12 protein-coding genes are annotated in these 14131 nt (G+C 67.7%); 5 read left to right on the top strand and 7 right to left on the bottom strand.

Features of this window, described 5'->3' with window-relative positions:
- Positions 1-60 precede the first annotated feature (60 nt).
- On the top strand, positions 61-648 hold the full coding sequence (locus ACLQ7E_RS02125; RefSeq protein WP_411730897.1) for a hypothetical protein: 588 nt from the start codon (positions 61-63) through the stop codon (positions 646-648).
- A 166-nt stretch (positions 649-814) separates the two neighbouring features.
- On the opposite strand, the gene ACLQ7E_RS02120 is transcribed toward ACLQ7E_RS02125, so the two are convergent.
- The 6 genes from ACLQ7E_RS02120 to ACLQ7E_RS02095 form a co-directional block, all read right to left on the bottom strand.
- Complete coding sequence (locus ACLQ7E_RS02120; RefSeq protein WP_411730896.1) at positions 815-2284, bottom strand: amino acid permease; 1470 nt, start codon at positions 2282-2284, stop codon at positions 815-817.
- 392 nt (positions 2285-2676) lie between these two features.
- Positions 2677-3435, bottom strand: a complete 759-nt coding sequence (locus ACLQ7E_RS02115) for an ABC transporter ATP-binding protein (RefSeq protein WP_411730895.1) — start codon at positions 3433-3435, stop codon at positions 2677-2679.
- Complete coding sequence (locus ACLQ7E_RS02110; RefSeq protein WP_411730894.1) at positions 3432-4481, bottom strand: iron chelate uptake ABC transporter family permease subunit; 1050 nt, start codon at positions 4479-4481, stop codon at positions 3432-3434. Before ACLQ7E_RS02110 ends, ACLQ7E_RS02115 begins: the two co-directional genes overlap by 4 nt.
- On the bottom strand, positions 4474-5514 hold the full coding sequence (locus ACLQ7E_RS02105) for an ABC transporter permease (RefSeq protein ID WP_411730893.1): 1041 nt from the start codon (positions 5512-5514) through the stop codon (positions 4474-4476). Before ACLQ7E_RS02105 ends, ACLQ7E_RS02110 begins: the two co-directional genes overlap by 8 nt.
- A 28-nt stretch (positions 5515-5542) precedes the next feature.
- Positions 5543-6487, bottom strand: coding sequence for a siderophore ABC transporter substrate-binding protein (locus tag ACLQ7E_RS02100; protein WP_411730892.1), 945 nt, complete (start codon positions 6485-6487; stop codon positions 5543-5545).
- A gap of 355 nt (positions 6488-6842) precedes the next feature.
- Positions 6843-7643 (bottom strand): SDR family NAD(P)-dependent oxidoreductase, encoded by an 801-nt coding sequence (locus ACLQ7E_RS02095; protein WP_411730890.1) that lies wholly within the window; start codon positions 7641-7643, stop codon positions 6843-6845.
- Between the two features lie 230 nt (positions 7644-7873).
- On the opposite strand from ACLQ7E_RS02095, the gene ACLQ7E_RS02090 reads away from it, so the two are divergent.
- The gene (locus ACLQ7E_RS02090) at positions 7874-8920 is read left to right on the top strand and encodes an ABC transporter substrate-binding protein (protein ID WP_411730889.1); all 1047 of its coding nucleotides are present in this window, start codon (positions 7874-7876) and stop codon (positions 8918-8920) included.
- 55 nt (positions 8921-8975) lie between these two features.
- Here the strand turns inward: ACLQ7E_RS02090 and ACLQ7E_RS02085 are convergent, their stop codons facing one another.
- Positions 8976-9770, bottom strand: coding sequence for an MBL fold metallo-hydrolase (locus ACLQ7E_RS02085; protein ID WP_411730887.1), 795 nt, complete (start codon positions 9768-9770; stop codon positions 8976-8978).
- A 179-nt stretch (positions 9771-9949) separates the two neighbouring features.
- On the opposite strand from ACLQ7E_RS02085, the gene ACLQ7E_RS02080 reads away from it, so the two are divergent.
- From ACLQ7E_RS02080 to ACLQ7E_RS02070, 3 genes are read left to right on the top strand one after another with little or no spacing between them, the layout of a single operon-like run.
- Positions 9950-10939, top strand: a complete 990-nt coding sequence (locus ACLQ7E_RS02080) for a FecCD family ABC transporter permease (protein WP_411730886.1) — start codon at positions 9950-9952, stop codon at positions 10937-10939.
- On the top strand, positions 10936-12108 hold the full coding sequence (locus tag ACLQ7E_RS02075; RefSeq protein ID WP_411730885.1) for a FecCD family ABC transporter permease: 1173 nt from the start codon (positions 10936-10938) through the stop codon (positions 12106-12108). Before ACLQ7E_RS02080 ends, ACLQ7E_RS02075 begins: the two co-directional genes overlap by 4 nt.
- A gap of 8 nt (positions 12109-12116) precedes the next feature.
- The gene (locus tag ACLQ7E_RS02070) at positions 12117-14090 is read left to right on the top strand and encodes an SIP domain-containing protein (RefSeq protein ID WP_411730884.1); all 1974 of its coding nucleotides are present in this window, start codon (positions 12117-12119) and stop codon (positions 14088-14090) included.
- Positions 14091-14131: the final 41 nt, after the last annotated feature.

Genomic DNA, 14131 nt, shown 5'->3' with positions numbered 1-14131 from the left:
TGCCCAAGGAGGCCTGGGAGGATCATCGGACCCACCATCAATGGAACAGGGCGAGGGACGATGCGAAGCACAATCTTGGGAGCTGCCGCCGGACTGCTGTGGTCGGCAACAATGCGCATCTACATGAGGAACCTCGTCGGCGACGCCGCGCGGACCAATGCCCGGAACACCATGGTGGGGATCATGCTTCCCGGGGCGATCACGGGCGCGTTGCTGGCGCGCAGTGCCGACCTGCGCGCGGTCGCCCCGGAACGAAACCTGGACCTGTACTCGGCCAGCCCGCTGGTCTTCGCGGCCTGCACGCTGCCGCTTCCCGGACTCATGCGCAAACTCATTGAAACCGGCGAGGGGTCCAACGCCATCGCGACCCCCTTGCTGGGCATGGCCGGCGGCATGGTGCTGGCCGGCCGCGGTCCGCTCTGGGCACGGATTGCCGCCGGCACGATCGTCGCGGGGCACATTCCGCTGCTGGCCGCGATCGGTCCGAAGTTCTTCTTGCCATCCCCGCCCACCGGGCGCGAACGCGTGGCATTCGCCTTGAATAACCTGATCTACGGCGCCTGCATGGTGGCGTTGGCCGCGGCGTGCTCCATCCCGTTGCGCCGGGGCCGCCCCCTCCCTGACGGCAAGGAACGGCCGCAGCTCTAGGTCCACCCGCCGCAGCTCTAGGTCCACCAGCCACGGATCCACGGAGTGGGTGGCCGACGGGCCCGGGACAAACCATCGTCGGAGCGGTTCCGGTCCGTCGCAAGATGCCGCCGCCCCCGCCGACGACTCGGTCCCGAGGGGCGGTACCGCCTGCCCGGCGAGGCCTTTAGCCCTGCTGGAACGTGTCCCAGTTGGCGGCAAGCTTCGAGTTGCGCCGTCCGTAGCCGAGGTAGATCGCGGCGCCGATGACCATCCACACCGCGAAGACGACCCAGGTCGTGACCCCGAGGTTCAGCATCAGGTAGCCGCAGAAGAGGATCGCGAGGATCGGCGTCAGGGGGTAGAGCGGCACCTTGAAGGTACGTGGCAGCTCCGGCTGCGTGCGGCGCAGGAAGATCACGGCCAGGGACACCAGCGAGAACGCGAAGAGCGTGCCGATGGAAGTCGCGTCGGCCAGCTGGCCCAGCGGAACCAGACCGGCCACCAGGGCCACGATGCCGCCGGTGATCCAGGTTCCGGCCACCGGTGCGCCGTTGCGCTTGCTGATCCGCCCGAAGACCGCCGGCACCATGCCGTCGCGGCTCATCGCCACGAGGATGCGGGTCTGGCCGTAGAGCACGGTGATCACGATCGAGACGATGGCCAGCACTGCGCCGGCGGCAAAAAGCAGTGCCACCCAGCCCTGCCCGGTGACCTCCTCGAGCAGCTGCACCAGGGCGGCCTCCTTGCCCTCGAACCAGGTCCACTGGCGGGCGCCGATCGCGGCGATGGCCACCAGGATGTACAACGCGGTGATGATGACCATGGACAGCACGATGGCCCGCGGCAGGTCGCGCTGCGGGTTCTTCGCTTCCTCGCCGGCCGTGGAGGCCGCGTCGAAGCCGATGTAGGAGAAGAACAGGCGCGCAGCTGCCGCCGAGACCCCGGCGGTGCCCATGGGCAGCAGCGGGTCGAAGTTCCCGGAGGTGAAGGCGCTGAAGGCGATGACGATGAAGAACACCAACACCGCGATCTTGATGAAGACCAGCACGGTGTTGACCATGGCGGATTCCCTGGTGCCGCGCACCAGCAACACCGTGGCGAACAGGACGATCAGCAGGGCGGGGATGTTGAACACGCCGCCGTCGCTGCCCGGGGGATTGGTCAGTGCCGCGGGCAGGTCGATGCCCAGCGAGCGGGCCATCTCATTGAGGTATTCTCCGGCACCCACCGCGATCGCCGCCACGGAGACCGCGTACTCGAGCACCAGGCACCATCCGCAGATCCAGGCCAGGCCCTCACCCATGGTCGCGTACGTGTAGGTGTAGCTGGACCCGGACACCGGGACCGCGCCGGCCATTTCTGCGTAGGACAGCGCGGCGAAGAGTGCCGCGAGTCCGGCGATGGCAAAGGAGATCCACACCGCGGGCCCGGCCATGGGCACCGAGGAGGAGAGCACCACGAAGATGCCGGTGCCCAGCGTGGCGCCGACGCTGATCATGGTCAGGTGCAACAGCCCGAGCGTGCGGCGCAGCTTGGGTCCGTCGCCGGTCCCGTTGCCGGCCTCGGCGATGAACGACTCGATAGGCTTGCGGGCACCCAGTTGCTGGCGCAGCGTCGGACGTGTGGCGCCCGGTGCGATGTTGTGCGTGGTCATGTACGCAATTTTTGCATTCTTCCGGGGACGCGATATTTGCTGCAGTTGGCAGTCGATCGCCCAAAAACCGCGCAATATGCAGGTCAATGAATAGTTATTAGCAGCTGCCGCTGTCTCGCATTGTGGGCAAACTTACCCGAATCCCACCGAAATCCGGTATTTTTCACGGCTTCAGAGACCGAATTCGGGATGCGCAGGGCAGTCACCCTTACGCAAAACCATTCATTCGCCCGAACGCGATTCCACCAGAGCCGCCCCGGGGCATGGAAAGGGCGGCTCCGCGGGGAACCGAATTCCTCGCGAGTCCGCCCGAGACTTTCCGCCGCCTGCAGCTCGCCGCACGCTCGCCGCACGCTCGCCGCACGCTCGCCGCACGCTCGCCGCACGCGCGATCAGGCGAAGTACACGCCGATCCGGTTGCCGTCGATCTCCTCAATGCGGATGTCGATGTCGTACACGTCGCGCAACACGTCCCCGGTCATGATCTCCGCCGGCGTCCCTTGGTGCACCAGCACGCCCTCGCGCATCGCCAGGATGGTGTCCGAGTAGCAGGAGGCGAAATTGATGTCGTGGATGACGATGACCACGGTCTTGCCCAGCTCGTCGGCCAGCCGGCGGATCATGCGCATCATTTCCACCGAGTGCTTCATGTCCAGGTTGTTCAGCGGCTCGTCAAGCAGCAGGTAGTCGGTGTCCTGGGCCAGCACCATGGCGATGTAGGCGCGCTGGCGCTGCCCGCCGGAGAGCTCGTCCAGGAACCTGTCGGCCAGCGGCGTCAGGTCCAGCTGCTCCATCGCCTCAAGGATGTGCCGCTCGTCCTCCGCGGTCGGGTGGCCCCCCGAGTGCGGGAAGCGGCCGAAGCCCACGAGGTCGCGCACGCGCAGGCGCATGGTGATGTGGTTTTCCTGCCGCAGGATCGCCATCGACTTGGCCAGTTGCTTGCTGGGGGTGCGCCCGATATCCAGGCCGGCGATCGAGACGGAACCGGCGTCCATCGGGATCAGCCGCGAAATCAGCGAGAGCAGCGTGGATTTCCCCGCGCCGTTGGGCCCGATGATGGAGGTGACCCCGCCGGCGGGAATGGTGGTGCTTACCGCGTCCACCACGGTGGTCCCGGAGTATGACTTGGTCACCGAATCAATGCAAATCACTTCAGGGAACCCTTCAACAGCAGGTAGAGGAACAGCAGTCCGCCGACGAACTCGATGATCACGCTCAGTGCCGTGGCAAAGCCGAAGACGCGCTCCAGCACCAGCTGGCCGCCGATCAGCGTGATGGCACCGAGAAGGCAGACGATGGGAATCAGGGCGGCGTGGGAGAACTTGCGCACCATCTGGTAGGCCAGCGAGACCACCAATAGCCCGAAGAAGGTCACCGGCCCCACCAGCGCGGTGGAGATCGCGACCAAGATCGAACAGAGCACCAGCACCAGCGTGACGATGCGCCGGTGGTCCACGCCCAGGTTGACGGCCGTGTCGCGGCCGAGGGCCAGCACGTCGAAGGTCTTGCGCAACTTCCACACCACGCCGGCCACCAGCGCCACGATGGCCGCCGAGATTCCCAGCAGCACCGAGTCGACCTGGTTGAAGGAGGCGAAGAACAGATCCTGCAGCACGATGTATTCGCTCGGTTCCATCAACCGCTGCAGCAGCGAGGAGAACCCGCGGAAGAGCGTGCCGATGACGATGCCCACCAGCAGCATCAGGTGCAGCGAGCCGGTGCCGCCGGTGAACAGCCAACGGTAGAGCAATGCGGAGAACACGATCATCAGCCCCACCTCCACCCCGAACTTTAGCGCGGGGGAGGCTGTGAGCAGCGTGGAGGAGCCCAGCGTGAACACCAGGGCGGTCTGGATCAGGATGTACAGGGCGTCGAACCCCATGATCGAGGGGGTCAGGATGCGGTTGGCCGTCACGGTCTGGAACATCAACGTCGACAGGCCCACGGCGACCGCGACCACCAGCATGGCCCCGACGCGGATGCCGCGGCGGGTCAACGCGTAGGAGAGGTTCCCGCGTAGCTCCAGGGTCATGAACGCGGCGATGCAGCCCAGGACGACGACCGCCAGGACGATGATCAGCGTTCCGGGTGAAATGGTCTTGGGGGACAGCGAACGCAGCGTGAACCCGGCGCGCGGACGGCGCGGCCCGGGGTTCCCGGGGACCGAAGCAGGAACGGGGGCGAGGGTCTTAGGCATTGGACTTCCTGGTTTTCAGCAGCAGGGCCAGGAAGATGATGGCGCCAAGCACGCTCATCACCATGCCCACGGGGACCTCGTAGGGGAAACGGATGGTGCGTCCGATGATGTCGCACAGCAGCACGAAGCCCGCGCCGAAGAGTGCGGTCCAGGGCACGGCCCGGCGCAGGTTGTCGCCGAAGAGCAGCGAGACGATGTTCGGCACGATCAGACCCAGGAACGGCACGGCGCCCACGGTGGTGACCACCACGGCGGAAATCAGCGAGACCAGCACCAGCCCCAGGCGCATGATCGCCTTGTGGTTCATGCCCAAATTGGTGGTGAAGTCCGCACCCAGGCCCGCGACGGTGAACCTGTCTGCGGCGAGGTAGCCGGCCAGCGTGAGCGCGGCGACGAGCCACAGAAGCTCGTAGCGCCCGCGCAGCACCCCGGAGAAGTCGCCGATCATCCAGTTGCTCAGCGTCTGGAGCAGATCGTACTTGTAGGCGAAGAACGTGGTGACCGAGCCGATGACACCGCCGAGCATGATGCCCACGATGGGCACCAGCAGCGTGTTGCGGGCCGGCAGTCGACCCAGCACGGCCAGGAAGAGTGCGGTGCCGCCGAGCGCAAACACGCCTGCCACGCCCATCTTCAGCATGATGGGGGCGGCGGGCAGTGCGACGGTGACCACCAGGATGCCCAGGGTCGCGGACTCCACGGTGCCCACGGTCGAGGGTTCGACGAAGCGGTTGCGCACCATCAACTGCATGATCAGCCCCGCGACCGCCACCGCGGTTCCGGCCAGCACGACGGCCAGGGTGCGCGGCACCCGGGAGATCCACAACAGGTCCCATGCCTCGGGGTCGCCGGCCAGCAGCTGCGGCAGGGTGACGTTGGAGACCCCGACGAACAGGCTCACGGCCGACAGCAACAGCACGGCGATGGTGCCAAGAAGAAGCCAGGTGGATTCCGAGGGTTTTCTGGAACGCCGGCCGGCCACCGCGGGAACTTGCTCCGCGGCGGCCGGCCGGTTTAGTACTGGTGCGCTCATGGTGTGGGAGTCGTCGACGAGGCGGTGCCTACAGGGCCGAAGCGACCTCGTCGATCATCTTCGCGGTGTTGTTCAGTCCGTAGCCGATCATGTACCAGGCGTTGGAGTCCAGGTTCACGATCTTGTCGTTCTTGGCGGCGTTGGTCGAGGCAACCAGCTCGTTGTCCAGCACGGCCTTGGCGGCCTCGCCCGAGGTGCCCATGGCCGAGTCGCGGTCCACGACGTACAGGGTGTCGGGGTTGTTGGTCTTCAGGAACTCGAAGGAGATCGATTCGCCGTGTGAGCCCTCGGACTTGATGTCGGCAACGGTGGCTACGCCCAGCACATCGTGGATCAGGCCGAAGCGCGAACCTGCGCCGTAGGCGGTCAGCTCTCCGCCGGAAGTCATGATGATCAGGCCCTTGCCTGCGCTGGCGCTCTTGGCCTTCGCGTCGGCGATCTTGGTGTCGAGTGCCGCGAGCTTCTCATCGACCTTGGATTCGACGTCGAAGATCGCACCGATCTTGCCGGCCTGCTCCTTGAAGGACTCCAGCGGCTTGGTGGCATCCACGGTCAAATCGACGGTGGGGGCGATCTTTGACAGTTCCTCATACGCCGGGGCGGTGCGGCCGGTGATGATGATCAGGTCCGGGTTGCCGTTGGCGATGGCCTCGAAGTCGGGTTCCTTCATGGCGCCGATCTTGGTGAACGCCGCGTCGTTGTACTTGGACAGCGCTTCGGGGTATTCGGTTTCCGGGACGCCGTCGGCCTCCAGGCCAAGGGCCGTCATCGAGTCGAGGATGCCCAGGTCGAAGGTGTAGACGGTCTCGGGGTTGACCGGAACCTCGGTGGTTCCCTGTGCGTGGGTGATGCTGACAGTCTTCGCGTCGGCGGCGTTGGCGCCGGCCTCGGTGGAGCCACCGCAAGCGGTGAGTGCCAGCAGGGATGCGCCGGCGGCGAGTGCGCCAAGGACGACTCGAACAGGGGTCTTCACGATGTATAACTCCGATGGTGGGGCTGCTGCTCGAGGCCTTCGGCAATTAGCGAACTACCTCGTTGCGTAAATGAACTTGGTTGAAACGCTATAGATAAGGCACGCCTATGTGCAAACCGGACAACCTTCATGGGTTGTTGCCTCCGACCTAACGGAAGGGAAGGGTAGCCTAATGAGTGCCGTGAACCCGGGAAAACTGTGCACCTTTCGTCGGTAAAAGTAATCTCCGTCATATTGCGATATGCGTCTCGAGCGTGACGTCGCCATGTGCCGAGGTCCGGGCGGAATGGCTGGGGAGGCTGGACTGCGCCGGTTCGCGGGGTGTGTGGCGGGCGGCCTTAATGGGCAGTCCTCGTCAGCGTCCTCGCCGGGCCAACCGCTCCACCAAGGCGTCGGGCGCGATCCGTGCCAAGGTGACGGCGATCTTGTAGCGCTTGGAGGGGATCGATATCGACTTGCCCGCTTCGCTGTCGCCCAGGGCCCGGCGCACCACGTCCGATGCGTTCAGCCAGCCCCATGACGGAATCTTGGACTTGTCGGCGCCCATGCGGTCGTGGAATTCAGTGCGCACGAAGCCGGGGCACAAGGCGGTGACGGAGATGCCGCGGTCAGCATAGAAGACGTTGGCCCACCTGCTGAAGTTCACAATCATGGCCTTCGCTGCCGAGTAGCTCCCGCGCGGAGTGAATGCAGCAACCGAGGCAACATTGATGACCCGCCCGCCGCCGCGGGTGCCCATGGCGTCGATCGCCGCATGCATCAGGACCAGTGGCGTCTGGGCATGGATGCGCAGGTGCGCGAGCTCTTCGCCGAGGTTGTTGTCGGCAAAGTTCCCGCGCAATCCGAACCCTGCGCTGTTGACCAGTAGTGACACGGGGCTTGATTCAAGAGCGAGGCGGGCGGCAACTGCCGCGGTCCCCTCGTCCGTCACCAGATCCGCGGCGAGGACTTCCACGTTGACGGCAAATTGCGCATGCAGCCGTGCCGCAACCTCACCAAGTCGCCGCTTGTCTCGGGCCACGATGACAAGGTCATGACCCTGTGCGGCCAGCTGCGTGCAGAATTCGGCCCCCAGCCCCGCGGTTGCTCCGGTGACCAGGGCCGTGCCCCGGCTGCGGTGCGGGTTCGTGGTGTCCGGGGGCAAGGTTTCGTTCATAATGTGAGCCTAGTCACCAGGGGTCGGGTTGGGGTGCGAGATGACGGGGATTTGTCATCCTGCGACGCGGCATTTTGTGACCAATTAGGACCGAGTCATGTTGCGTATTTGGATTTAGTGAGGTTAGCCTTACTCGGCAGGTCGTTGTGAATTAGCTCATCTCCGTGTCTGCCGAACAAGCTTCGTCTCCCTCGCTTCCACCGCTGAATCGCAAAGGATTCCACACTCACATGAAGTTCACTCGACGCGCCGGCCTCATCGCCGCAGCAACAACCGCCCTTGCCTTGACCCTCAGCGCCTGCGGCGGAGCCGCCGACAGCGCCCCGGCGAGCAGCTCCGCAGCGGCAAGCGCCGCGTTCCCGGTCAGCATCAAGCACATCTACGGCACCACCGAGATCACCGAGAAGCCCGAGCGCGTTGCCACGGTTTCCTGGGTCAACGCCGATGCGGTGTTGGCGCTGGGAGTGGTTCCGGTGGCCATGGCCGAGGACACCTGGGGCAACAACAAGCAGGGCTCCACCGACTGGAAGGACGCCAAGCTCGCCGAGCTCGGCGCCTCGATCGGCAGCGAGAAGGCCCCGGTTCAGTACTCGGAGGCCGACGGCGTGAACTTCACCGCCCTGGCCGAGGCGCAGCCGGACCTGATCGTAGCCGGCTACTCGGGCTTGACGAAGGACGAGTACGACAAGCTCTCGAAGATCGCGCCGGTCATCGGCCCGGTGGCACCGAACTACACCGCCGGCTGGCAGGACGTGACCACCGCGGTTGGCCAGGCCCTGGGCAAGGACGCCGAGGCCAAGGACGTCATCACCGGCGTCGAGGGCAAGATCGCCGCGGCCGCCGAGGCGAACCCGGTCTTCAAGGACACCACGTTCATCGCCGGAAACCTGGAACCGTCCGACAACACCATCAGCCTCTACGCCACCGGGGATTCCCGTCCGCGCTTCCTCACCGCGCTGGGCATGACCCAGGCCAAGATCGTCGATGAGAATGCCAAGGACGGCGAGTTCTACCTGCCTTGGACCGCCGAGCGAGCCAACGAGCTCGACGCCGACCTCTTCTTCACCTGGGCCGACGAAGCCACGGGCACCGACGCGATCGCCAAGAACAAGCTCTTCGCCCAGATCCCCGCAGTGGGCAAGGGCGGACTGGTGGCAGCGGCCAACGACATGGAGGTGCTCGCCATCTCGGCAGCGTCCCCGCTGTCGGTGCCCTACGCCATCGACAAGGTCGTCCCGGTGTTCGCTGCAGGCGCGCAGGCAGCCGCCGGCAAGTAGCCGGCACACCCCACCCACGCACCGGCACCGATCAGGCGGGAACCCACACGCAATGTCAGGAAGCTTCGGACTCCTTGAGGTAGTGCAATTGCGCTGCCACGGAGATCTCGGCAGCCCGTCGCACCCGCGGATCCACGTCCGCGTAGACGGCGTCGGTGACTTGGGCGATGGTGGGCCCGTCCGCGGAAGCGGCCCGGATCTGCGCCAGCGCGGCGCGGATCTGGGCCAGGCGTTCGTGCCGGTGCGCGCGGTATTCGCGCACGATGTCGTGCAGGGACCCCAACACCGGGCCGTGCGCCGGCAGCACCAGCGCATCGGGCGCCGCCTCCAGCTTGTCCAGCGAGGCCAGGTAGTCGCCCAGGGTGCCGTCGGGCGCATCGAGGATGGTGGTGCCGCGGCCCAGGATGGTGTCCCCGGTGAGCATCGAGCCGTTCGCCCCGTCGTCGGGCAGCAGGAAACTCAGCGAATCGGAGGTGTGCCCCGGGGTCCCCAGCACCCGCAGGCGCAGGCCCGCCGCGTGGATTTCCTCCCCGTCAACCAGCACGTTGGCCTCGCGGCAATGCTCCGGCAGGGCAGCGCGGACGGGCGCGCCGGTGAGCCGGTGCAGCGTGTCGATGCCCTCGGTGTGGTCATGGTGGCGGTGCGTGATGAGGATCAGCTCGACGGATTCGGCGGCCAGCGCCCCCAGGTGCGCGGCGTGCTCGGGTCCCGGATCCACGATGACTGCATGCTCGGAACCCGGTGCACGCAGGATGTAGGAATTGGTTCCGTCCAGCGACATCGGTCCGGGATTGGGAGCCAGATAGTAGGCGGCCTGGTTGGAGGCGCGGGTGGCTTGGGGCTTGCTCATGGCCCCCAGTCTAGGGCCACGACGCCAACCTTGGACCGGGAAACGGTGGTCAATCCGTGAGCGCGCAAATCCCTGAGCGGAACCGATCAGGGGCGTTGTCGGTGTCCGCGCCCGATGCACCGGGCCCGGTGGCCGCGAGCCAATCAGGCTCCCGCATACCCGCCCGGCGCCCCGGCCTCATGCCGGCACCCATGCTGGGGCTGGTCCTCGCTGCAGCCCTGGTCGCGATGCTCTTCCTGTCCCTGCTCATCGGCGCCCGGCCCATCGCACCGTCAACCGTCTTCGACGCCCTGGCCAACCTGGATCCGGCCAACGGGGACCATGCGGTCGTCGCCTCGCGCATCCCGCGCACCGTTGCCGGGCTGCTGATCGGCGCCGCCCTGGGACTGGCCGGAGCCGGGATGCAGGGCATCACCCGCAACCCGCTGGCCGACCCGGGCATCCTGGGCGTCAATGCGGGTGCCGCGCTGGCCGTGGTGGTGGGCATCCAGTTCTTCGCCGTGTCCACGCTGCACGGCTACATCCTTTTCGCGTTCGCGGGAGCCGCCGGAGCCTCGCTGCTGGTCTATCTGGTGGCATCGCTGGGCCGCGACGGAGCCACGGGGCTGAAGCTGGCACTGGCCGGGGCAGCAATGGCCGCGGGCCTGGGGTCGCTGACCAACGCCGTGCTGATGGTCGGCCAGGAGGCCCTGGACCGCTTCAGGTTCTGGCAGGTCGGCACGCTCGGTGCCCGGGAGGTGCCCGAGATGCTCGCCGTCGCCCCGTTCCTGGCGCTCGGTGCCGTCGCGGTGCTGGCAGGTGCCCGGCTGTTCAATGCGCTGGCGCTGGGCGACGATTCCGCCGTGGGGCTCGGGTTCCGCGTGGGCCGCGGCCGCGCCGTTTCCGCCGCAGGTGTGGTGCTGCTGTGCGGCGCCGCCACCGCGCTGGCCGGACCCATCGGCTTCGTCGGGCTGATCGTGCCGCATGCGATCCGCGTGCTGGCAGGCGGGGACTACCGCTGGCTGCTGCCGCTGTCCATGCTCGCGGGCCCGGTGCTGCTGCTGGGTGCCGATGTGGTCGGCCGGGTGATCGCCCCGCCCGCGGAAATCCAGGTCGGGGTCATGACCGCGGTGATTGGCGCGCCACTCTTCCTCTGGCTGTTGCGCCGCGGAAGGAAGGTCACGCTGTGAGCCGCCAGACGCTGGCCGGGTTCGGCGACACCGCCATCCCCGTTCCCCCCATCGAGCTTGCCGGCGATTCACGGGCGCCGGCCGGAGCCGTGCCGGCCGCCGTGCGCGTGCCGAAGCCCAGGCAAACACCTGCGTCCCCACCGGAAGCGACCGGGAGCGGCAACCGTCGGCCCCGCGCCAGGCGCCGCATCGGGCCGGTGGCGCGGGTCAACCTGCTGGCCGCTGCGGGCATCGTGGTCTCCGTCGTACTGAACCTGGTGGCCGGGCACCACCCCATTGCCCTGCCCGACCTGCTGGCGGCCCTGTCCGGGGAACGGGTGCCCGGGGTCTCGTTCATGCTCTGGGAGGACCGGCTGCCGCAGGCGGCCGTCGGCGTGCTGGCAGGGGCTGCGTTCGGCGCCTCCGGAGCCATCTTCCAGCGCATGCTGCGGAACCCTTTGGCCAGCCCCGACGTCATCGGCGTCGGCTACGGGGCCAGCGCCGCGGCGGTGGCAGGGATGCTGTTCTTCGGAGCCCAGGGGCTCGGGCTTTCGCTGATCGCCTGCGCCGGCGCGCTGGCCGTGGCGCTGCTGATCTACGCCATCGCCGATGCCGGCAAGCACACCGGGGCGCGGCTGATCCTGGCCGGCATCGCGGTCGCAGCCATGCTGCAGGGCATCATCTCCTACCTGCTCACCCGCACCGACATCCGCATGGCCTCCGATGCGCTGCGCTGGTTGACCGGGTCGCTGTCCGCCAGCACCTGGGAGCGGGCGGGAATGCTGGGGGCGGCGCTGGCGATCCTGCTGCCGCTGCTGGTGCCCGCCGCAGGAAAACTGCGGATCCTGGAACTGGGCGACGACACCGCCGCCGGGCTGGGGCTCTCTGTCCGCGGCACCCGGCTGGGGCTGATCCTGCTTGGGGTCGGGCTCACCGCGGTGGCCACGGCGGTCACCGGCCCGCTGGCGTTCGTCTCCTTCCTGGCCGGGCCGCTGGCCCTGCGCCTGAGCGCCGGACGCGGCAACCTGTTCTCCGCGGCGTTCATCGGCGCGCTGCTGGTCACCGCGGCGACCTTCATCGCCACCAATATCCTGCACGACATACAATTGCCAGTCGGCGTCGTCACCGGCGCACTGGGAGCACCATTCCTGATCTGGGTCTTGGTGCGCGCCAACAAGGAAGGAAGCTGAGGGTACGCATGGCACTTCTCGAAGCACAGGACCTCACACTCGCCTACGATTCGGTGAGCATCGTCGACGAGCTCTCGCTGCAGCTGCCCAAGGGCGAGGTGACGATCATCGTGGGCGCCAACGGCTGCGGAAAGTCCACGCTGCTGCGCGGACTCTCCAGGCTGCTCAAGCCCGCCGGGGGACAGGTGCTGCTGGACGGGGAGGACATCCACTCCCGCCCGGCCCGCGAGGTCGCCAAGCTCTTGGGGCTGTTGCCGCAGACCCCCGTCGCCCCGGACGGGATCACGGTGCGCGAGCTCATCGGCCGCGGCCGCTACCCGCACCAGGGCTGGTTCAAGCGCTTCTCCGCCCAGGACGAGGCGGCGGTGGACCGCGCCATGAACCTGACCGGCACCACCGACCTGGCCGAACGGCCCATCGACGAGCTCTCCGGCGGGCAGCGCCAGCGCGTCTGGATCGCCATGGCCCTGGCCCAGGAAACCGAGCTGCTGCTGCTGGATGAGCCGACGACCTACCTGGACGTGGCGCACCAGCTGGAGGTGCTCGACGTGATCTCCGAGCTCAACCGCTCCCGCGGCACCACCGTGGTGATCGTGCTGCACGACCTCAACCTTGCGGCGCGCTACGCGGACCACCTGGTGGCGCTGAAGCACGGCAAGATCGTCGCGGCCGGGCACCCCGCCGCGGTGGTCACCGAGGACATGGTCAAGAACGTCTTCGGCATGCCGTGCCGGGTCATCCCGGATCCCGTGGCCGGAACCCCGCTGGTGCTGCCGATCGGCCGCCACCGCGTGCTGCGCGCCGAATCGGTGCTTGCAGCCAAGGGCATCTACCGCACGCAGAACCCCGATGCCGGGCTGGAGGCGGGCTCCGTGGCCGCCACGTCGGCGGTGGACCCGGAACCTCAAGCATCCGCCGGCGCCCCGGCTTCGGCCGTGGCAGGGGCACACGCACCGGAAGCGGCGCCTCGCGACGGGCTGCAGCGCGCCGAGGAGATCAGCGAGATGCTGGCCTTCTCCACCCGCGTCCTGGCAACCACCGAGCTCAGCGCGAACTACCGGCGGATCACCCTCACCGGTGCTGACCTCGGGCACTTCGGTGCGGGGGAAGTGCCGCTGGATTTGCGTATCAAGCTCATGATCCCGCCGGCCCCGCAGCCCGGTGCCCAGGCGCCGGAGCTGCCTTCCGAATTCGACTCCCTGCGCCCGGGTGCCTGGCTGAATGCCGAGGATGCCGGCGGTTGGTACCGCCGTTGGCTGGCGCTGCCTGCCGAATCCCGCGGGGACATGCGCACCTACACCGTGCGGGCGCTGCGTGCTGCAGGGCACCGGGACAACCGCGGCGAACACGCGGAAATCGACATCGACTTCGTGCTGCACCTGCGCACCGAGGGCGGCATGCTGGTCGGCGGACCCGCCACCGTGTGGGCCGCGCAGGCTCAGGTCGGCGACGCGATGCTCCTGCTGGGCCCCAACGCGGGGTTGTGCGACGAAAACTACGGCGGCATCGAGTTCCGCCGCGGGGCTGCCAAGCGCGTGCTGCTGGCGGGCGACGAGACCGCCGCGCCGGCCATCTGCTCCATCCTTGAGGCATTGCCGGCCGGGGTCACCGGACATGCGCTGATAGAGGTACCCGACACCGGGGACATCCAGGGCTCATCGACTCGCTCGGGGGTGTCGGTGCAGTGGCTGCCGCGCGGATCCCATCCGCACGGCGAGCTGCTGGCCGCCGCGGTGCGCGACATCGTGGCGATTCCCGCCGCCGGCGCCGTGATGACCGGGGCGGAACCCGAGGACGTCGACGTGGATGAACAGATCCTCTGGGAGACCGCCACGGTGTCCACCCAGCCGTTCTACGCCTGGCTGGCCGGGGAGGCCGGAGTGATCAAGGAGATGCGCCGCTATCTGGTGCGCGATGCCGGCATGGACCGCAAGCAGGTGGCATTCATGGGCTACTGGCGCCGCGGCAAGTCCGAAAACTGACGGCCCGGGCCACTGGCCCCCGGGGGGGGGGCCCCCCCCCC

This window comes from Paeniglutamicibacter sp. (assembly GCF_046714615.1).
Taxonomy (GTDB): domain Bacteria; phylum Actinomycetota; class Actinomycetes; order Actinomycetales; family Micrococcaceae; genus Paeniglutamicibacter.
This window is presented reverse-complemented; position numbering and strand designations above follow the sequence as displayed.